The 20,633-nt window shown below is 72.1% G+C and carries 16 protein-coding genes; 7 read left to right on the forward strand and 9 right to left on the reverse strand.

The window, feature by feature from the left end:
* Window positions 1-223: 223 nt before the first annotated feature.
* The 5 genes from amcB to ABT041_RS24435 are packed head-to-tail and all read left to right on the forward strand — an operon-like array spanning window position 224 to window position 4,373.
* On the forward strand, window positions 224-487 hold the full coding sequence (gene amcB / locus ABT041_RS24415) for a cispentacin biosynthesis acyl carrier protein AmcB (protein WP_351187769.1): 264 nt from the start codon (window positions 224-226) through the stop codon (window positions 485-487).
* On the forward strand, window positions 480-1,658 hold the full coding sequence (gene amcF, locus ABT041_RS24420) for a cispentacin biosynthesis acyltransferase subunit AmcF (RefSeq protein ID WP_351187771.1): 1,179 nt from the start codon (window positions 480-482) through the stop codon (window positions 1,656-1,658). The genes amcB and amcF overlap by 8 nt, the downstream gene beginning before the upstream one ends.
* Window positions 1,655-2,200, forward strand: a complete 546-nt coding sequence (amcG, locus tag ABT041_RS24425) for a cispentacin moiety biosynthesis protein AmcG (RefSeq protein ID WP_351187773.1) — start codon at window positions 1,655-1,657, stop codon at window positions 2,198-2,200. The genes amcF and amcG overlap by 4 nt, the downstream gene beginning before the upstream one ends.
* A complete protein-coding gene (gene amcH, locus ABT041_RS24430) occupies window positions 2,197-3,591 on the forward strand; it encodes an adenylate-forming 2-oxoglutaryl-ACP ligase AmcH (protein ID WP_351187775.1) in 1,395 nt (464 codons plus the stop codon). The genes amcG and amcH overlap by 4 nt, the downstream gene beginning before the upstream one ends.
* Before the next feature lie 38 nt (window positions 3,592-3,629).
* Entirely contained in the window at window positions 3,630-4,373 is a 744-nt protein-coding gene (locus tag ABT041_RS24435; protein WP_351187777.1) for a thioesterase II family protein, read from the forward strand.
* A gap of 80 nt (window positions 4,374-4,453) precedes the next feature.
* On the opposite strand, the gene ABT041_RS24440 is transcribed toward ABT041_RS24435, so the two are convergent.
* Genes ABT041_RS24440 through ABT041_RS24465 form a run of 6 tightly spaced genes read right to left on the reverse strand, consistent with a single transcriptional unit; the run spans window position 4,454 to window position 14,985 of the window.
* On the reverse strand, window positions 4,454-4,705 hold the full coding sequence (locus tag ABT041_RS24440; protein WP_351187778.1) for an acyl carrier protein: 252 nt from the start codon (window positions 4,703-4,705) through the stop codon (window positions 4,454-4,456).
* Entirely contained in the window at window positions 4,702-7,185 is a 2,484-nt protein-coding gene (locus ABT041_RS24445) for an amino acid adenylation domain-containing protein (RefSeq protein WP_351187780.1), read from the reverse strand. The genes ABT041_RS24440 and ABT041_RS24445 overlap by 4 nt, the downstream gene beginning before the upstream one ends.
* A gap of 16 nt (window positions 7,186-7,201) precedes the next feature.
* Window positions 7,202-7,918: a thioesterase II family protein gene (locus ABT041_RS24450; protein WP_351187782.1), complete on the reverse strand. Its 717-nt coding sequence runs from the start codon at window positions 7,916-7,918 to the stop codon at window positions 7,202-7,204.
* A complete protein-coding gene (locus ABT041_RS24455; RefSeq protein WP_351187784.1) occupies window positions 7,915-9,243 on the reverse strand; it encodes an ATP-grasp domain-containing protein in 1,329 nt (442 codons plus the stop codon). The genes ABT041_RS24450 and ABT041_RS24455 overlap by 4 nt, the downstream gene beginning before the upstream one ends.
* Before the next feature lie 14 nt (window positions 9,244-9,257).
* Window positions 9,258-14,039, reverse strand: coding sequence for a non-ribosomal peptide synthetase (locus tag ABT041_RS24460; protein ID WP_351187786.1), 4,782 nt, complete (start codon window positions 14,037-14,039; stop codon window positions 9,258-9,260).
* A 55-nt stretch (window positions 14,040-14,094) separates the two neighbouring features.
* Window positions 14,095-14,985 carry a ketopantoate reductase family protein gene (locus tag ABT041_RS24465; protein ID WP_351187788.1) on the reverse strand — a complete coding sequence of 297 codons (891 nt, stop codon included), beginning with the start codon at window positions 14,983-14,985 and terminating at the stop codon, window positions 14,095-14,097.
* 442 nt (window positions 14,986-15,427) lie between these two features.
* Between ABT041_RS24465 and ABT041_RS24470 the strand changes: the two genes are divergently transcribed.
* Together ABT041_RS24470 and ABT041_RS24475 are read left to right on the forward strand one after the other, a co-directional pair.
* Entirely contained in the window at window positions 15,428-16,726 is a 1,299-nt protein-coding gene (locus ABT041_RS24470) for an MFS transporter (protein ID WP_351187790.1), read from the forward strand.
* Complete coding sequence (locus ABT041_RS24475; RefSeq protein WP_351187792.1) at window positions 16,723-17,961, forward strand: beta-ketoacyl [acyl carrier protein] synthase domain-containing protein; 1,239 nt, start codon at window positions 16,723-16,725, stop codon at window positions 17,959-17,961. Before ABT041_RS24470 ends, ABT041_RS24475 begins: the two co-directional genes overlap by 4 nt.
* Before the next feature lie 140 nt (window positions 17,962-18,101).
* Here ABT041_RS24475 and ABT041_RS24480 read toward each other — a convergent pair whose 3' ends face one another.
* The 3 genes from ABT041_RS24480 to ABT041_RS24490 all read right to left on the reverse strand — a co-directional run bounded on the left by ABT041_RS24480 (window position 18,102) and on the right by ABT041_RS24490 (window position 20,500).
* Window positions 18,102-18,830, reverse strand: coding sequence for a 4'-phosphopantetheinyl transferase family protein (locus tag ABT041_RS24480; RefSeq protein WP_351187793.1), 729 nt, complete (start codon window positions 18,828-18,830; stop codon window positions 18,102-18,104).
* A gap of 19 nt (window positions 18,831-18,849) precedes the next feature.
* A complete protein-coding gene (locus ABT041_RS24485; RefSeq protein WP_351187795.1) occupies window positions 18,850-19,650 on the reverse strand; it encodes a GNAT family N-acetyltransferase in 801 nt (266 codons plus the stop codon).
* Window positions 19,651-19,750: 100 nt separating this feature from the next.
* Complete coding sequence (locus ABT041_RS24490; RefSeq protein ID WP_351187797.1) at window positions 19,751-20,500, reverse strand: thioesterase II family protein; 750 nt, start codon at window positions 20,498-20,500, stop codon at window positions 19,751-19,753.
* Window positions 20,501-20,633 lie beyond the last annotated feature (133 nt).

Consider the following 20,633-nt stretch of genomic DNA (forward strand, 5'->3'; position numbering starts at 1 on the left):
GATCACTTCGCCCGTTTTCATCGAAATGACGATGACCATGATCGTTATCACTGGATGGAGCAAGAGGGCTTGGTGTAGGGTCCGAGGACCGAACGGGGGATCGGTACGTCCAGGCCGGCGCGAATTCATGGCATTCGGGACAAGGAATCGGACTATTTCACCCGAATTTCGCCCGCGCCTCGGCCTGCGTCCTCACTCCTCCTCCTCTCTCATAAGGAGACCCATGCCTTCCCTCACGCCTGAGGACATCGAGTCGAGGATCAAGCGGATCCTGGTGGCGGACGCCTATCTGGACCTGGACGAGGACTCCATCCAGGCCACCGACGGCCTTGCCGGCGAACTCGGCCTGGACTCGCTGGGGTTCACCGAACTCCGCGTCCAGTGCGAGCGGCAGTTCGACGTGAAGATCCCCGACGAGGACTTCAACTCCGTCCGCTTCCACTCCGTCGGCTCGGTGCGCGACCTCATCCTCGAACTGCATGGTTGAGGTGCGCCCCGACAGCATGACCGCGGATCCGGCACCGCCCGGTGACGCGATCGCCGTGACCGGCATGGCGTGGGACACCGCGCTCGGCTCCGGCCTCGAGGACGTCTGGCGGCTCCTGTTGAAGGGAGCCGACGGCTTCCGGGAGCTCCCCTCCTCCGGTGCGGTACGCAACGCACTGGCCGCGCCCCTCGCGGACGGGGTGCCCCCGGGCACACTCCACGAGCAGCACGTCACCGTGGCCGTGGCCACCGCACGCAGGGCCCTGGACCACGCCGGCCTCACCGAGACCGCCGACGTCCAGGGCGTGTTCGGCACCAGCCTCGGACCGCACGCGGACGCGACCACGGCCGGTTCCCTCTACCGCTGGGCCGAGGACGCCGGGCGCCTGCTGGGCTCCGCCCGCCCGCCCGTCGCCGTCTCGACCGCCTGCTCGGCGAGTTCGGACGCCCTGTCCACGGCCGCGGTCCTCCTCCGCGCCGGTCTCGCCGATCGCTGCGTGGCGGGCGGGGTGGACCTCCTCTCCCCCGCGAAGCGCCTCGGCCACTCGGGGATGGGCGTCATGTCCCCCACGATGCTGCGGCCCTTCGACGCCGAGCGGGACGGGACACTGCCCGGTGAGGGCGCGGCCTTCCTCGTACTGGAACGGCTGGACTCCGCCCGGGCGCGGGGCGCCCACGTCCACGGATTCCTCCGCGGCTGGGGCATGTCCAACGCCGCCACCTCCCTCAACGGCCCGGACGCGTCCGGCGTCACCGGAGCACAGGCGGCGCTGCGCAGCCTCGCCATGGGTGGCCGCTCGCCCGCCGAGGTGGCCGTCGTCAGCATGCACGGCACGGGCACCGTCTCCAGCGACGCCGCCGAGGCCGAACTCCTGCGCCGGGTCTTCGGCCACGACGCGGCCGCCCCCGTCGTGGTCGCCACGAAGGGATCGCTGGGCCATGTGCTCGGCGCGACCGGAGCGATCGAGACGATCGTCACGCTGCTGGCGCTGCGGGACCGGCTGGCACCGCCCGTCGCACAGCTGCGTGCCGCCCTGGCGGACTTCCCCCTGCCCCTGCCGGTCGACGAACCGATGGCCGTCTCGGGTGAGTTCGGGCTGAACCTCACCCTCGGCGTGGGCGGCTTCAACACGAGCCTTCTGCTGCAACGAGGAGACAGAGCACTCCCGTGACATCCCCAACGCTCATTCCGCAGGAGTCCCGCCTCACCGGAACCGCCCCCGTGAGCGTGGTCCGCGGCGACCTCGCCGAGGTCGAGCGGCGCGGACCTCTCAAGTTCGCCGATCCGGCCGCCTGGCTGGTCCGGTCCGCGCTGGCGGAGGCCGCCCAGGCCCTGCCGGCGGCGCCGGGCGAGACCGCAGGGATCATCGGTGTCAGCGAGTTCGCCACCGGCCAGAGCCTGCGCGCCGTGGCCGCCGACGCCGTCGAGGGCCACAGCTCGCCCCGGCGGTTCGTCGCGGCGAGCCCCGGCACCCTCGTCGGGCTCAGCTCCATCGAGTTCGGCCACGTCGGCCCGACCCTGCTGCTGACCATGCCCGAGGAGCCGGGCTGGGCACTGGCCCACACGATCGCCGAGTCCTGGCTCACCGGCGAGGTGCCGTCCACCACTTGGGTGGCGATCGTCTCGTACACGGTCGAGGCCTCGGGCGCCCATCGCGCCACGTGCCGCTGGGTCTCCGCGCCCTCGCCCGCGGGGGAGGTGGCTTCGCCTTGACGTCTCCTGACGTCGTCGACCTGGAAGGGGCCGAGGAACTCCTCGACCGGCTGCGCTCCGTCCGCCACCAGGAGTCGACGGAGCCGCCACGCCCGCTGGAAGCCCTGTGCGCGGAGCTCGCCGAGCTGCCGTTGCGGCCGGGCAGCGTGGTGCTGGTGGCCCTCTCGAACGGCCTGCCGCTCCTGCGCTTCTTCTTCGCCTGTCAGCTCACGGGATACGTCCCCGTCCTCATGGCACCCTCGACACCCGCGCCGAGGGTCGGCGAGACCGCGGCCCGCCTCGGCGCGGCGGCGGTCGTCGGCTCACGGGCCAAGGCCGGTCCCGGGCAGCCCGCCGCGCTGCGGATCGAGGGGGTGAACGTCGTGCTGCGCACCGGCCACCCGCTCCAGCTGCACCGGCCCGGGCAGGCGATCCTGCTGACCTCGGGCACGTCGGGCATGGCCACCGGCTGCCTCCACGAGATCCCGGCGCTCCTGCGCAACGCGCGCCGGCACGCCGACTCCGTGGGGCTGACGGCCGAGGACCGGGTCCTGATCACCCTGCCCATGTACTACTCGTTCGCCCTCGTGGCACAGCTGCTCGGCTGTTACGTCACGGGGGCCACCCCCGTCGTCTCCGGGCCCCCGTTCAACGCCGCCGAATACGTCGACGTCATCGGACGGGAGGGCATCACCCACTCCTCCCTGACGCCGACCCTGGTGTCGGCGCTGCTCGAGTCCGGATGCGCCCTGCCCGACGGGCTGCGCACCCTGACCGTCGGCGGCCAGGGCCTCGCCCCCGAGCGCACCGGTGAGCTGCTCAGCCGCCACCCGGGGCTCGGCGTGTACCTCACCTACGGGCTCACCCAGGCCGGACCCCGAGTCTCCACTCTGGCAGCGCACCGCGAACCGCCGCACCGTCACGGCTCGGTGGGCCTGCCGATGGACGGCGTGCGGATCTCCCTGCGCGATGTCGGGCGCGGCCCCGGCGAGCAGGAGGTCCTCGTCCACTCGGACACGGTCTTCGTCCGGCGCGTCGGGACACCCCACGCCCGCGCGGCGCACGAACTCCTGGACGGGTCCGTTCTCGCCACGGGCGACCTCGGCCGCGTCGACGAGGACGGATACCTGTACCTCACCGGTCGTCTCTCCGACTTCGTCGAGGTGCGCGGGGAGAAGGTGTCCCTGGCCTCGCTGCGCTCGGTCGCGACCTCGCTGCCCGAGGTCGTGGCGGCCACGGCCGCGTACCACGCCGACGAGGACCTCCTGGCGCTCGGCCTCCATGTGCGAGGCACGTCCGAGGACATCGACGAGGCCGGGCTGCGCCGTCGGCTGTTCTCCCTGCTGTCCCCGCACGAGCGTCCGGGACGTCTCACCTTCCACCAGGCCGACGAGGACGCACTGCGCAAGTAGTGCGCCCGCGGCACCCACGACCGTCCGAGGGAGCCCCCATGCCCGACCACGACACGGAGCCCGGCACCGTCGACGTGCTCTGCCTCGCGCCTTCCGGAGCCTCTGCCAGGGAGTTCGTCCGCTGGCAGGGCGCCGCCGGTGAGGCCTGCCGGATCCTTCCGGTGGATCTTCCCGGGCGTGGGCGCAAGATGCGCCAGACCCCTGAGGCCACGCTGCACGACACGGTCGGCCGACTGCTCGACGAACTGCCGTCCGAGCGGCCGTACGTGCTGTTCGGACACAGCTTCGGCGGACTGGTCGCCTACGAGCTGACGCGCCGGGCCGCCGCGAACGGCCTGCCCCTGCCCCGCTCCCTGGTGGTCGCGGCCTGCCGGCCACCGCACGAGATCTCGTCGCCCCTCATCAGCGAGGCCGCGGAGCTGGGCGAGAAGGAGATGCTGGACGCGCTCGACGCCGCGGGCCTCCTGGCGGAGTCCCTCCGGACCTCGCCGGCCGCGGCCATGATCATCCCGGCTCTGCGGGCCGACCTGCGGCTGCTCGCGGGATACGTCCCGCCCGCGCCCGCGGAGGCCGCGGTGCCGGTCGACATCTTCTCCTGGTACGGCACGGCGGACCGGGCGGTGCCGGAGACGGTGGCGGCGGACTGGCGGCCGTACACCTCCGGTACGTGCACGCTGCGGGCCTTCGACGGCGGGCACTTCTTCGTCCGCGACCACTGGACCGTCTGCGTGGAACGGCTGGTGGACCTGGTGCCGGGGGGCGCGGTCACCGCGCCGCACTGATCCACGACGCACCCGCAACGGCCGATGGCCGCACAGGAGGAGTCCTCCTGTGCGGCCATCGGCCGTTCGGCGCCCCGCGGTCAGTCCGCGGCCGCCAGGGCGTCCGCGAGCTGGTTCACCGTCTGGTGGGCGTAGAGCATGCGGACGGGCACCTTCCGCCCCGTGGCGGCCTTCAGCGCAGAGGCGACCCGGAGCGCGTCGAGCGAGTTCGCTCCGATGGAGAAGAAGTAGTCGTCATCGCTGAAGTCGGCGCGGCCCAGGCCCTTTTCCCAGGCCTGGCGCACCACCTCGCGCAGCTCGGTGCGGTCCGCATCGGGCGGGGTGATCGTCATGCGGGGTTTCCTTTCGTACGGGTGTCCGTGCCCTGGTCGGCGGGCTCCTCGCAGAGCGCGGCGAGCCGGCGAGGCGTCGGGTGCAGGTAGAACTGCTTCACGGTGAGAGGTCCGAGCCCGGTCTCGCGGAGCCCGCGCACGAAACGCGCGGCGAGGAGGGAGTTGCCTCCCGCGTCGAAGAAGTTCTGGTCCGGGCCCACCTGGCTGCCGGTGACGGCCATCCATGCGTCCTGGATCCGCCGCTCGGCGGAGAGGTCGCCGGCGGGACCGTCGGTCAGGGCTGCCGGGTCCTCCTGTCCGGAGCCGGGGCTGGGGAGGGCAGCGGTGTCGAGCTTGCCGTTGACCGTCACCGGCAGGGCGGGAAGCGAGGTGAAGGTGGCCGGGATCATGTAGGCGGGCAGCTTCGCGGCGGCGCGCTCACGGATCGCCGGAACCGACGCCCCCGCGACCGGGACGAGATAGGCGTCCAGGCGGTCGCCCGCGGGGTCGCCCGGGAGGGCGTGCCCCACGACGACCGCGGCCGCGATGACCTCGGGGTCGGCGAGCAGCACCGACCGGATCTCGCCCAGTTCGATGCGGTGGCCTCGGATCTTGACCTGCTGGTCCAGCCGGCCGAGGTGTTCGAGGGCCCCGTCCGGCAGCATCCGGCCCCGGTCACCGCTGAGGTAGAGCCTCTCTCCGGTCCCCGGTTCGGTGACGAAGCGGGCGGCCGTGAGCTCCTCGCGGTCGAGGTAGCCGACGGCGAGGCCGTCGCCGCCGACGGCGATCTCTCCGACCGCGCCCACGGGGAGAACACGTCCCCGCTCGTCGACGACCCGGACGGACCAGCCGGGGATCGCCCGGCCCACGGACCGCGTCGCCGCGAGGGCGAGGTCCCTGGTGATGTCCTGGGCGGTCACGTGCACGGTCGTCTCGGTGATGCCGAACATGTTGACCAGTCGGCATTCGCTCTCGGGGTGCAGGTCGAGCCACCGGACGAGCCCGGCGGTGTCGAGGGCCTCGCCGCCGAAGACGACCAGCCGGACGGCGAGTTCGCGCCGCTCGGTGTGCTGCAGGTCGACCAGCTGGAAGAAGCTCGACGGGGTCTGGTTGAGGACCGTCACTCCCGTCTCGGCGAGCAGGGCACGGAACTCCTCGGGCGACCGGCGCGCTTCGTTCGGGACGACGACCAGCCGGCCTCCGGTCAGGAGGCATCCCCACATCTCCCATACGGAGAAGTCGAAGGCCGCCGAGTGGAACCACGACCAGACGTCGTCGCCGCCGAAGCCGAAACCCTCGGCGGTGCCCTCGACGAGCGCGGCCACGTTGCGGTGAGGGACCACGACCCCCTTGGGGCGCCCGGTCGACCCCGAGGTGTAGATGATGTAGGCGGGGTCGTCCGGGCCCGGCCCGGGGCCGGCCTCCTCCCCCTCGGCGCCGGTGCCGGTGGCGCCGTCCTGCGACCGCCGGGCCGCCGCTGCCAGGACCCCGAGACCGACGCACGGAAGGCCGGGCAGGTCCACGGCCTCCTCGTCGTCGACCACGGCGAGGGAGACGCCGCTGTCCTCGACGATGAAGGTGAGCCGGTCGGCCGGGAGATCGGGCTCCAGCGGGACGTACACGGCACCGGCCTTCAGCACCGCGAGGAGGACGGCGACGGTGTCGGCGGACCGCTCCATCACGACCGCGACCCGGGCGCCCGGGCGCACGCCGTGCCGCGTCAGCTCACGGCTCAGCGCGTCGGTCCAGGTGTCGAGTTCGCCGTACGTGAGAACGCGTCCCCCGCCGGACAGGGCGGGCGCGCCGGGTGTGCTGAGCGCCTGCCGTCGGAAGCCGCCGGGGATGGTGCCGGGCCGGGAGCCTTCGGGCCCGGGCGTGCGGCCGAGCTCGGCCGTGGCGGCGTCGTCGTGGGGGCTCTGCGGGCGGACGTCGGCGGCCGGCTCGTGGCGGCACTCCGGGTCGGCCAGTCGGCCGTACACCCAGAGAACCGATGCGCCGATCCGGTGCAGCAGCCACTCGGGGAGGTCTCCCGTCGGCGCCGTGAGGCGCAGCCTCGCCCGGTCGGGATCGATCCGTACGCTCAGGGTGGCCGCGGTCCCCGCGTCCTCCGGCTGGTCGCCGGGGGCGGCCGTGCTGAGCCGCACCGCGGGCGTGCCCGCCGTGGCCGGGACCGCGGGCGCGGCGGCGACGGTGTCGAGGTAGGCGGCGACGGTCAGGTCGTCCTTGGGGCCCTCGACGATCCGCGTCGTACCGTCGACCTCGTAGAGCACGGTCCGGTGCCCGGTGAACGCCCCGACCACGACGGCGAGGGCGGCCAGGACGGCGGTGGGCGTGGTGCCGTCGTCGGCCGGGCTCCAGGGAAGGTCGGCCGCGGGGGCCGCCTCTCCGACGCGCGCGGCACCGCGCAGCAGGGCGAACGGGTCCGTCTCCGCGCCGGTGCCGGCGGCCGGACCCGGCACCGTGCCGGCGGGCGCACCGGGAGTGCTGCTGCTCAGCGGCATGGGTGGTTCCTTTCCTTCAGGCGGAGCTGTCGAGCTCGTGCCGCACGATCTCGAGCAGCGGATCGCGCTGTTCGAGGAGATACATGTGACCGCCGGGCAGTTCGAAGGCACGGGGTGGCTCTCCGGCGAACTCCGCCCAGCGGGCGCTGTCCGCGGCGCCGACGAGCTCGTCCTGCTCGCCCCTGACCGTGACGATCCGATAGGTCCCCGAAGGCTTGTCGACAGGGGCGTACGACTCCTGGGCGGCGACGTCGGCACGCAGCACGGGAAGCAGCAGCTCGCGCAGATCGGGGTCGCCGAGAGCGGGATTGCGCAGCCCGGCGTTGCGCTCGACCGCTTCCACGAAGGCGTCGTCGGGCAGTCCGGTGGCCTGCTCCCAGAGGAGGACGCCGGGCGCCGCGGACCCGCTGGCGAACAGGACGAGACCGAGACCGGGACGCGTCGTGGCGAGCCGCTCCGCCAGCGCGTACGCGACGACGGCGCCGAAGCAGTGCCCGAAGAGGGCGACACGGTCCTTGCCCTCGACCGCCTCGTGGACGGAGGGCAGAACGGCTTCGACGAGATCCGCCACCGTCTCGGCGGGCTCGTCGATGAAGAGGGCCTCCTTGCCGGGCAGCGGCAGGGCCACGACGTCGAGCGCCGGGTCCGCGCCGGCCCACGAGGCGAAGAAGCTGGGGCCACCGCCGGCGGGCGGCAGGCACAGGAGCGGGACCGGTGTGGTCGAGGTGGTCATGCGCGGGCCTCCGCAGGGGTGCCGGCGCCGGCCGCCACGTCCGTCCTGGTGTCGTACTCGTTGCCGTCCTTGAGGACCTCACGGACCCGGTCGCAGGCGCCGCGCAGCTCCTCGGGCGTGGCGGCCCCCAACCAGACGGTCTGGAGCCTGCCCAGGACCCCGGTGCGCAGGTCGATCTCCGTGCCGGGCGACACGTGGGAGTCGACCCGCCACACGCCGGGCACCTCGTGCAGCCGGGCGGGATCGACGAGCCGGCGCACCCGGACGGCGTCGGTCGGTGCCTGGACGAACATCGCGCAGGAATACCGGTCCGAGGTGTCTTCGCCGCGCTCGGGCCGGCCCATCGCCGCCTGGAGCGCGGCGCGCATCGCGTCCTGTCCGCCGGCCGCCCTGACGAGCTGGGAGATCATCCCGCCGATCCGCCCGTTGATCTCGATGATGCAGGGGCCGTCGGCGGTGAGCTTGACCTCGGTGTGGCTGATGCCGGTGGTGACGCCGACCGCGTCGAGGCCGGCGGCGACGGTCGCGCAGACCTCGTCGCGCAGCGCGTCGGGCAGCTGCGACGGCCCGGTGGCCCCTCCTTCGCGGAGCGGCGGGTGCATCGGCAGACGGTCGGTGACCCAGAAGTGCCAGTGGTCACCCGGACCGAGGGTGAGCGTCTCGACGGATACGTAGTCGGCGAGGGAGTCGCCCGCCGGGTGGGGGACGCCGACGATGCGCTCCTCCAGCTGCCAGGGGTCGGCGGAGGCGAAGCCGTGCCGTCCCTCGTACACGGTGGCGCGCTCCGGGGTGCCCTCGGCGGCCTGGGCGAGGGCGGCGCGCAGGCCGTCCTCGTCCTCGACCGGGAAGACGTTCGTGCTGCCGTTGCCGCAGACGGGCTTGAGGACGGCGGGGAAGCCGACGTGTGCCACGGCACGGGCCATCCCGGCCTCGTCCGTGAAGGAGGCGTGCCGGGGCTGCCGCAGTCCGGCCTCGGTGAGCCGGCGTCGCTGCTCGTCCTTGTGCGTCACCGCCAGCGCGGTGTCCGGGTCGTGGTACGGGAGGCCGAGCCGACGCGCCACCTCGGCGGCGGTCGGGATCATCTCGTCCGAGAACGTCACCACGCCGGTGACCCCTCGGGCGGCCAGGTCCTCGCAGAGGTCGCCGACCGGGCGGCCCGTGCCCTCCACGAAGTCGACGATCCCTTCGAGAGCGGCGCGGTCGTGCGCGCTCCAGGGGGTGTCGGCCACGTTCACCAGGACGAGGTCGCACAGGCCGTCGGCACTGTCGAGCAGGTCCCCCAGGTCGGCGGAGCCGCCCAGGTTGATCACGGCGATCAAAGACATTTCGATGTTTCCCATCACGCTTGCTGGTAGGCGCCGTCGCGCTCGAGGGGGTGCCCGGGCAGGTGCACGCGGCGGCCTTCGCCGCCCGTGGTCACCGACACGTCCTTGGCGAAGCACCACAGCCGCGCCAGCGCACGCAGCAGTGCCGGGTCGGTGTACGGCTCCGGTTCGAGGACCGGGACGGTGACGACGGCACCGTCGGCGGCCTCGGAGGCGGCGGTGCCGGACGCCGTACCGAACTCGACGACCAGGCCCGGCTCGCCGCCGAGGACGCCGTCCGGCAGACCGGCGGGCGCCGTACCGCCCAGGAGGGCGTCGGCGAGGCGGGCGCCGTCCTCGGCCGCGGCTCCCGCCAGGGGAACGCGCGGAGCGCCGAAGGCGGTCGTCGCGAGGGCCTCGGCCAGACGGGGGGCGTCCCCCGTGCCGATCAGCCGGGCCAGGCGCAGGGCGTCGGGGAAGGTCACCCGACCGCCGGCGGCGAGCGCCACCAGGACGCCGAGTCCGCGACCGGTGAGGACGTCCGGCAGCACGCCGCACTCGGCGAACCGCTCGGCGAGCGCGTACTGGACGACGAAGGCTGCGACCGCGTCGAGCTCCGGCGCGTCCTGCCGGTCCGTCGAACCGAGGTAGCGCACCAGCGGTACGGGAAGGTCGGCGCCGAGGATCCGGTCGGCCGCGGCTGCCCAGACGGCGACGTACTCGGCGGTCGCGTGAGCGGCGAGCACGGGAGCGGCGAGGTGCCGGTGGTCGTCGAAGACGAACACGGTACGCCGGGGGGCTCGCGTGTCGAAGCGGCCGGACACGGCGGCGGGTTCGGCGGCCGTGGCGCCCCCGGAGGGACCGCGCAGGGCGGTCGCAGCGGCGGCGAGGTCGTCGGCGACGACGGCCCAGCGGTACTCCAGGCGCTCACGGCCCCGGTCGAGGGTGGTGGCGAGGTCGGCGAGGAGCAGCCCGGGGCTCTTCTCTGCGAACCGGGCCAGGCGCTGCCGGGCGACCTGGAGCGCGCTCTCCGAGCGGGCGGAGACGGCGACGACGTGACGATCCGTGCGCGTCGGGGCGGCGGGCGCGGCAGCGGCCTGAACGGACACCGCGGCGGCCGCCGGAGCCTCGACCGAGACCGGAGGCTGTACCTGGGCAGGAGCCGGGGCAGGGGCCGGGGCCGACTGCACGGCCGCGACACCGCCCAACGCCTCCGCCTGCGCACGAACCGTCGTGTGCCGCAGCAACTCACCCACACTCGGAGACGCACCCACCCGCGCCTTCAACGCACTCTCCAGATGCGCCAACCGCAGCGAATGCCCACCGACGTCGAAGAAGTTGTCATCCACGCCGAAGTCCTCATGACCCAGCACCGACACCCACGCCGCACGCACCCCGTCCACCACCGAAGCACCCACGACCGGCTGCGCCACCCCCGCCAAGGACGACGACGGCAACACCCCACCCGACACCGGCACAGCCGGCGCCGCGGCCTCGACCGAGACCGGAACCTGGACCGGAACCTGGGCAGGAGCCGGGGCAGGAGCCGGGGCAGGGGCCGGGGCCGACTGCACGGCCGCGACACCGCCCAACGCCTCCGCCTGCGCACGAACCGTCGTGTGCCGCAGCAACTCACCCACACTCGGAGACGCACCCACCCGCGCCTTCAACGCACTCTCCAGATGCGCCAACCGCAGCGAATGCCCACCGACGTCGAAGAAGTTGTCATCCACGCCGAAGTCCTCATGACCCAGCACCGACACCCACGCCGCACGCACCCCGTCCACCACCGAAGCACCCACGACCGGCTGCGCCACCCCCGCCAAGGACGACGACGGCAACACCCCACCCGACACCGGCACAGCCGGCGCCGCGGCCTCGACCGAGACCGGAACCTGGACCGGAACCTGGACCGGAACCTGGACCGGAACCTGGGCAGGAGCCGGGGCAGGGGCCGGGGCCGGGGCCGGGGCCGAAGCGGTGGTCGCGCCGGGAGCGGGGAGCTTCCGCCAGTCGACCTTGCCGTTCGGGGAGATCGGCATGCGCTCGAGTTCGATGAGATGGCGCGGCACGGCGAAGGCCGGGATCACGCCGCGGAGGTGGTTGAGCACCTCGGGAACCGCGCCAGGCCGGTCCATGACCGCGTAGGCGACGATGTCCTTCTCGCCCCTGTCGTTCAGGACGATCCTCACGAACGCCGTCTTCACCGCGGGGTGCGCGGCAAGGGCCGACTCGACCTCGCCCAGTTCGATCCGCTGCCCGCGGATCTTGACCTGGTTGTCGTTGCGGCCGACGAACTCCAGGAGGCCTTCCGGCGTCCAGCGGGCCCGGTCCCCGGTGCGGTAGATCCTGGCCCCCTCCCGTCCGGAGAACGGGTCCGGCAGGAACCGCTTGCCGGTCTCCTCCGGGTTGTTGAGATAGCCGTGGCCCACGCCCATGCCGCCGACGAACACCTCGCCGGGCACGCCGCGCGGGGCGAGCCGCATCGTGTCCAGGTCGGCGACCACGTACACCTCGGTGTCGGGGACGGGGAAGCCGATGGGGATGGTCCGGGCGTTGTCGGCGACCTCGGTGATGGGCAGCCAGGTGGAGATGAAGGAGTTCTCCGTCGGCCCGTAGACGTGCAGGATCGTGCCCGGCTCGGCCCAGCGGAGCAGCTTGCGGATGTGCGGGACCGAGATGATCTCGCCGCCGACGATGACTCCGCGCAGCTGCTGGAAGGTGTCGGGAACCTCCTCGCTGAGCAGGTTCAGGAGCGCGTTGCACGCGGTGAACCGCGTGATGCGGTGCTGCCTGAACGCCTCGCGCAGCTGCCGGGGGCTCAGCACGATGTCCTTGTCGATGACGACGAGCTCGGCGCCGTGCGTCAGCGCTCCCCACACCTCGTAGGAGGCGATGTCGAAGTTGAGCGCGCCCAGCTGCGAGAAGACGTCCGTCTCGTGGATGGAGATGAAATCCGGCCGCTGGAACATCCGGGCCACGCCGGAGTGGGGCAGCCGTACGCCCTTGGGCGTGCCGGTGGAACCGGAGGTGTAGAGCACGGTGTACGGCATGTCGATGCTCACGTCCACGTCCGGCGCCTCCATCGGGAAGCGGAACGCGCCGTACAGCGCCTGTTCGGTCGTGAAGACGGGACAGGTGGTGACCTCGACCCTGCGGGCGAACTCGGGTGCGACCACGACGAGCTTCGGCTCGGCGGTGTCGAGGACGAGCTGGAGCTGGGCGTCGGGGTAGACGGGGTCGAGCGGCAGGTAGGCGCCACCGGCCATGAGCGAGGCGAGCCAGAACACGACGGACGTGACGCCCTGCGGCAGCAGGAGGGCGACGGTGTCTCCGTTGTCGACGCCTTGGCTGCGGAGCCAGTGAGCGATGGAGCCGGCCCGGCCGACGAGCTCGGCGTACGTCAGGCTGTCGTCGTGGTGCCGGACGGCGATCGCGTCGGGTCGTTCGGCGGCCCGCCGCAGCACGGTGCGGTGGACCGGGACGAGCTCCACGGGCGCGTATCCGGCGTCGTACGGCGCGAACGAGTCGCAGGCCGTCACGAGTTCACCGCAGCTGCGCGCGGAGTCGGCCACGACCAGGCGCAGGAGTTCGCTGATCTGGTCGAGGAAGACCTCGGCGGTCTCCCGGCGGTACATGGAGCTGTCGTAGTCGACCCGGAGTCGCATGCCCTGCCGGCCTTCCAGGGCGCACAGGGCGAAGTCGTTCTTGGCGTAGGGGCCGTCGTGCTCGACCAGCCGGAGCGTCGTCTCCCCGACGCGCCACTCCCCCTCGGTGGCCGGGAAGTGCATGAAGAGGCAGTGATCGATGAGCGACCCGCCGCCCTGTGCGGTCCGGATGCGGCGGACGTGTTCCGACGTGATGGCGGAGTGTTCGAGGGAGTCGAGCGTCTGGTCCCGCAGCACGGCGACGAGCTCGCGGAACGGCCGGCCCGCGGAGACGTGGCTGCGTACGGGCAGGATGCGGGCCTTGAGGTCGACTTCGGCGTCGGCCGCGTCGCCGTGGCGGGAGGCGAAGAGCATCCCGGACGTGCCGTCCTCGGAGTCGCTCCAGGCGTGGAGCAGGGTGAGCCAGGCACTCAGCACGACGACGGCGGGTGAGGCGGCCTCGACGCGGGCGAGGTCCCTGATCCCGGCCAGGGTCTCCTCGGGAAGATCCCGGATCACCCAGCCCGGCGCGCCGGGTCGGTTGCTCTCCCGGTTCAGGTCGACGATCGGCGCGAGCGACGGCACGTCGTCGGCGAGCAGCCGGGACCAGTACGCGTCGAGTTCCGCGGTGTCGCTCTCGGCGCCGGAGCCGGAGTCGAGGTGGCCGGCCTCCGCGAACTCGGGTGCGCGGCCCTCGGCGCGCGCGGTGTAGGCGGCGACGAGGTCTCGTACGAGCAGCTGCTGCGACCAGCCGTCCGACACGATGTGATGGACGTTCAGGACGAGCAGGGCGCCGTCCGGATGGTGCATCAGGTCGGCCCGGACGAGCGGGGCCGAGGTGAGGTCGAAGGGCTGCATCGCGATCCGCTCCGCCCAGAGCAGCGCCTCCTCCGAGGAGTACGGACGCTCGCTGCGACGGTCCACGAACGGGACCGGCGCGTTCCGGTGCACCACCCGCACCAGCTCGCCGCCCTCGGTCTCGAAGGTGCTGCGCAGCGCGGGGTGACGGTCCACCACATCGGTCACGGCGGCGCGCAGGGCGGCGACGTCGACACCCGGCGTGAACTCGACGTCCATCGGGATGTTGAACCGGCCGGACTCCGGCTCGCGTTGCGTGGCGAGCCACACCTCGTACTGCTCGGAGGAAGCGGGCAGGCGTGCTTCGATCACGGGGATCGTCCTTTCAAGCATGACAGAAAGACGTGGCGGCCGTGGCGGGCCAGGATCAGCGCGCGGCCGCGTGGAGCCGCCGCGCGCGGTCGACCAGCGTCCGCGTGGCCGGGGTGGGTACACCCGTGCGCGTGCCCGCACGCAGCACGGCGCCGCCGATGGCGTCGAGTTCGCCGAGCGAGCCTTCCCGAAGGTCACGTTCCAGGGAGCTGGTGGTCCTGCCCGGCAGCAGGTCGAGGAGGCGGACCGTGCGGTCGGCATCGATCCGCGCACCGAGCGCGGTGGCGACGGCGCAGGCCTCGCGAGCGCAGTCCTTCATCAACTCGTCCATCGCGGAATCACGGCGTACGGCCTCGACCGGGCCGCCGGCGCCCGTCGTGGCGAGCGCGAGGGGGGCGAGGACCACCAGCTTGCGCCAGAGGACACCGAGTCGGTCCGATTCCGCGTCACCGGTGACGCGAAGCCCGATGCCGGCCTTCTTCAGATCTGCGGCCAGCGCGTCGCGCGCGTGTCCGCGCGGCGCCGCCAGCTCGATCTCCATGAAGAGGGATTCGCGGACGACCTCGCCGACCGCGGCGCGCCACGCCTCGACGCGGATCGCGCCCACGGCGGCCCGGTCACCGAACTCGCCCTGCAGGAACGGCATGTGGTCGACGCCGTTGAGCAGGGGCACGACGAGGGCTCCGGTCACGCTGTCCGGAGTGACGGTGCGCAGCGCCGAAGCGAGCTGTGGCTCCTTGACCGCGATCCACAGGACGTCGACGGGTTCGGCGAGCACCGCGACGGCAGGGACGGGCGTCGCCGTGTCCTCGCCGCTCGGGCGGCGGACGCGGACAGCGCCTTCGTAGGCGGCGAGTGTGGGTTCACGCATGACCAGGGTGACATCGCCGCCCGAGCGGGCCAGTTCGGCCGCGAGCGCCAGTCCTACTCCGCCGGCGCCGAGCACCGCATGGCGGAGTCCGCCCCTTCCCCCGTCAATCCCCCGAAAATCAGACAGCGCTGACAACCCCTCTTCGTCCGACCGATACCCGGCTCATACTGAACCCGAGCAAACCACCCCAAGCAAGTCGAATTCATTGGGGTGGCGGCTACCGCAGCGCCCATCTTTTAGAATTCCATGGGCCGACGCGAAACTCGGGTAACGTAGACCAGCCGCCAGGGCCTGGTCAAGCAGGCCCAGAAGCGGCCGCGAGGCCGTCAACGTGATCTTGCTCACATGGATTCCTGTGCATTGCCACAGGTAGAGTCACGGCCGTTGTCACAGCTACTTCGGCTCGCACTCACGGCCCTGGAGATGCAATCGACACACGCCGTTTCTCCGCACGCGCTCCGCGACCCTCGACCAAAGTTGCGGAGCACTCCGAAGGCGTACCTTTAAGGGATCCAAAATGAGTGTGATCAGTAAAATCAGGTCGTTGCCCTTTGCTGCCCGATTGTTGCTCCTGAGCGACGGAATCAGCAGTATCGGCATCGGCATGGTGTTCCCGTTTCTCTGGGTCTATCTGACCGAGATTCGGCATTTCGACACCTGGGTGCCGGCCACGGCGCTGGCCACCCAGGCCGGTGCGGCCGTCGTCGGCGGTCTCACCTACGGCGCGGTCCTCAGCCGGATGCCGTACAACCGCGTGGTGCCGCTGGCGAACGTCAACGCCGGTGTCGGCACCCTGCTCTACGCCTTCGCGGCGAACCCGGTGATCGCGCTGGTCGCCGCGTGCATCTTCGGCTTCGGTGTCAGCGGCGTGGCCGCGACCGTCCGGGCGGCCTACGCCGCGACGACGGAGGCCGACCAGCGGGAGACCGCCTACTCCGCGGACTTCAGCGTCACCAACCTGTGCATGGGTATCGGCGTGGTCACCGGCGGCCTCATCGCCGCACTCGACTTCGGCACGCCGGTGCTGCGCTACGGCATCCTCTACACGATCGACGCGCTGTCCTTCTTCGTCATGGCCGCCATCACGTTGCGCGCGCTGCCGACGAACCAGGTCGACGCGGCGTCGTCCGAGTCCACGCAGAAGGTCGGCTACGTCTCGATCCTGCGCAGGACGGACGTGCTCCTGGTCCTGGGCGCCCTGCTCCTCGCCTCGCTGGTCACGTTCGGCCAGTTCCGCGGCGGCCTGCCCGGCTACCTGATCCAGACCGACGCCGTCGAGGCGAACGGCCTCTCCGTCGCCGTCACCGTCAACATCGTGGTCTGCGTCGTGATCCCGCTCTTCTGCATGGCCTGGTTCTCCAAGGTGCCGCGCAACCTCCTGCTCGCGGTGAGCGGGCTGTGCGCCGGCGGTTGCTGGGGCTTCGTCTACCTGGCCGGCGAGCACACCGGGATCCAGGCCCTCGCCCTGGCGTGCAGCGGTGTCGCCCTGCTCTCCGTCAGCGAATCGCTGGTCGGCCCGCTCCTGAGCGCCCTCGTGAACAACCTGGTGACCTCGGAGATGCGCGGCCGGACCAACGCGCTCTTCTCGATCACCATGTCGACGAGTGCCGTGATCGGACCGGTCATCGCCGGCGCGCTCCTGCCGGTCGGCGACGGCACCGGCTTCATCGTCAGCATGCTCCTCCTGAGCGCCGCCGCCGCGATTGTGGCTCTCTTCCTCCCCAAGGTTCCGGACGCCGAGGAGAAGGCGGACACGGACGGCTCCGACGCTTCTTCGTCCGATGAAAACGAGAAAGGTGCGGTCGGAACAGCATGAGCACCCAGCCGACAGAACCCATCGCCATCATCGGAATGGCGTGTCGATTTGCCGGGTCAGACGGTCTCGGCCCCTTCTGGGACAACCTGGTGGCCGGCCGCGACTGCGTCACGCGTGACCCTTCCCTGACCACCGAAGGCGATTCCCGCCGCGTCGGCGCCTGGGGACTCTACGAAAACCGCAATTCCTTCGACAGCGAACTCCTCGGCTTTCCGCCCATCGATCCGGAACAGGATCTGCAGCACGGATTCCTTTCCGAGGTCCTGTGGTCGGCCGTCGAAGACGCGGGCCTCCGCGTATCGGAAATAGGCCCCCGAACCGCGCTCTATGCGGGCTCTTCGCCCGCCAAGGTCGTCGAGAACACGTCCATCGAAGAGATGATGGGAATGGACGCGCGGTTCGCCGCGAACCGGTTCTCGTACCTGCGGAATCTGCAGCACGAAAGCCTCATGCTGGAAGCCGGCTGTGCCACCAGCCTGGTGGCCGCGCATATGGCCTGCATGAGCCTGCGCGCGGGATCCTGCGATTACGCGCTCGCGGCCGGCGTCTCGGTCATGGAGACCGACGGAGCGTACGACTACGTGCCGGGCGGCGTGTACTCCAGCGACGGCGTGTGCCGGCCCTTCGACAAGAACGCCACCGGAACGGTGCCCGGCGACGGCGCCGCCGCCGTGCTGCTGCGCCGTCTGGACGACGCACTGCGCGACGGCGATCCCATCCATGCCGTCATCCGGTCGAGCGCGGTCGGCAACGACGGCAAGGACAAGGCGGGTTACTCGATCCCCGGCGTCCCCGGCAAGATCCGCGTCATCCGCCAGGCGCTCGACCTCGCGGGCCTGACCGGCGCCGAGGTCGGGTACATGGAGACCCATGGCGTCGGCATCCCGCTCAACGACGAGATCGAGGCGACCGCGCTGACGGAGGGACTCGGGCCGTACGGCCGTCCGCTCGCGGTCGGTTCGGTCAAGGCGAGCGTCGGGCACACCAGTCACGCGGCCGGCCTGGCCGGGCTCATCAAGACGGCTCTGGTGCTCAAGCACGGTTTTCTCCCGGCCACGCCCAACACCGCGGACCCGATCGACACCCTCACCAAGGGCGGCGACCGCTACTCCATCGTTCCCGAGGGCCGGAACTGGGAGGACGACGGACGTCCACGCGTCGCGGGCGTGATGGCGGCCGGCTTCGGCGGCACCAACTCCTTCGCGATCCTTCAGGAAGCGCCCGCGCGGGTGTGACCCGTCAGGGCTCGAGCCCCATGCGACAGGCCCCGGCCGGGTTTTCCCGGCCGGGGCCTGTCGCAAATGGGGCCCGCGGCCTCACGCGGACCCCGCAGCCGGCAGCCGGCATGTGGGCGGCCGGCACGGCCGACTCCCGGTCAACTCCTGCGGACGGCAGGCCGCTTGGTGACGAACCCGGGTTCCAGCCGATTCATGCGCAGCACCGGCCCCGCAGCGGCCACGGCCACCGCCGCGGCATGGCCCTCCGCCGCGGAGACGCTGCTCACGTGCCATCCGTCGGGCAGGGCGTCGGGCCGCCGCTCACCGACATAGTCCCGGTCCAGCGAGCGCGCCACACCGATACCCACCCCCTTCAGGTAGGCCTCCTTGCGCGACCAGACGCGGGCGAACGCCTCCCGGGGCCGGGGGTCCTCTCTGATCTCCGCCTGTTCCAGCGGATGGAGGAGCGGCGTCACACTGTGCACGGTCGCCTCGCGCGGGACCTCCTCCACGTCCACTCCGACGGGCCACGCGGCCATGCCGATCAGCACCGAGTCGCCGCTGTGCGAGAGCGAGAAGTGCGGTGCGCCCGGGATCCCGTGGACGGCCGGCCTGCCGTGCGGTCCACCGCACCCCGGACACGGCTCCCTGCCGAACGTCACGGTCTCGGGCCCGACCCCGAGCCGGACCGCCAGCAGTCGGCGCAGCGCGACGTGCGCCGCACCGTAGCGCAGCCGGTCCGCCGGCAGGACGAGACGCCCGAGCCGCTCGTGTTCACTCTCGTCGAGTACGGAGACGTCCACGGCGTCCGCGTCGACGGCGTCCAGCCGTATCTGCCACAGCTCGACCTCTCCGGTACGCGCCCCGGCCGCGTTCTGCACGCTCATGCTCCCCCGTCGCCCCGCGTCACTCGGCGGGTTCGGCGATGAGCGCGGTGCCCACGCGGCGGAAACCGAGCCGCTCGTAGAGGCCCGCCACGGCGTCGTCACTCGCCGACAGGAACACGGTCTCCACCCCGCGGGCACGGGCGTCGGCGACCAGGGCCGCTGTCACGGCGAGGCCGAGACCCCGGCGCCGCTGGGCGGGCAGGGTCCCGACGCCGACGATCTCGCTCACCGTGCCGACGGGTTGGTGGCGGCCGGAGCACAGGGAGCGCCCCTCGGCGACGGCGGCGGCGACGCGGGTCAGACCGGCGTCCATGCGGGCGACCATGCGTTCCACGGACCCGTCGGTGACGAACCCCTCGACGATCGCGTCGAGTTCGGCGACGCCCGCCGTTCCGACGGCCGTCCCCGGCGCGCCGAAGGCCACCCGCAGAAGGGCGAGCGCGCTGGGCAGGGCCGGATCGTCCCGCTCCAGGCAGCGGACCTCGATGCCGTCGTCACGTCCGGACTGCTGCTCGGCGACCCCTTGCGGCGCGAGCACCATCAACGGGTGCTCGCTGACCGGCAGTCCGGATCCCTCGACGGCGGCACGCAGTCCCGGCGCGAGTTCGGCGACCCATTCGAAGCTCTCCGGGACTCCGAGCTCCCGCTGCCGGGCCCGTACCGCAAGGACGTCGTCCACCGTCACCGGGGCGCCGGTCCGGGTCCGTGCGGGGCGGGCGTAGAAGGGAATCCCGGCGTCGTTCCGGACGAAGAGGGTGAGCGGGCCGTGCTCCTCGGTCCGGGCCGCGGAACGCGGCACGGCGTCGTAATAGTCTTCCAACAGTCCGAGGGTGCGGGCTCGTTCAGCAAGATCCATCGTGGTCACGCCCGCCATTAAACCAGCGCGCCGGAGCCCACCACCGGGACAGGACGAGGCGTGCTCACACGCCGAGCCCGGTGCGCACGATGGCACAGACCTCGGGCAGCCGGTCGTCTATGTAGAAGTGCCCGCCGGGCAGGACGTGGGAGCGGAAGCGCCCACGGGTCTCGGACTCCCAGCTGCGCATGTCGGCCACGGGAACACTGGGGTCGGCGTCCCCGACGAGCGTGGCAACGGAACAGGCGAGCGGGGCGCCGGGGCGGTACAGGTACGTGCTGAGCAGCCGGTAGTCGGCGCGCATCACCGGCAGGGCGAGTTCCATGAGCTCGGGGTGAGCCAGCAGGTCGTCCTCGGAACCGCCGAGCTTGCGCATCTCCTCGACCAGCGCCTCGTCGGACGCCTCGTGCATGAGCGCGGCGCGAGCGGCCGGCCAGATCCAGGAGGGGCCCTGACGGGCGGAGGCGAACAGCACGTCGGGCACGAGCCCCAGGCTCTCCACCCGGCGCGCGGTCTCGAAGGCGAGGAGCGAACCCATGCTGTGGCCGAACAACCCGAAGGGCCGTCCGCCGTCGAGCCTCGGCACCAGCTCCTCCACGACGGCGTCGACGAGTTCCTCCACGCGCCGGGCGGGCGGTTCGTCGTACCGATCCTGGCGTCCGGGGTACTGCACGGCGAGCACCTCGATGCCGCTGTCCTTCAGGACCTCTGCCATCGAACGGTAGGAGCCGGCCGGGCCTCCCGCGTGCGGGAAGCAGATCAGGCGCTTCTCCGGTGCGTCGAGAGGAAAGAAACAACGAATCCACGTCTTCATGGCCGCTCCAGCGCTCACAGTCGCGTACGGGCGTGTCGTCGTCGCCCGTCCCACCGTGGCACGCGAACCGCCGCACGACACGAACCGGAGGCCGAGGTGCCCTTCAAGGTCGGGAGGGACTCTAAACGATCTA

It is taken from the genome of Streptomyces sp. NPDC002825, from assembly GCF_040295385.1.
Lineage (GTDB): Bacteria > Actinomycetota > Actinomycetes > Streptomycetales > Streptomycetaceae > Streptomyces.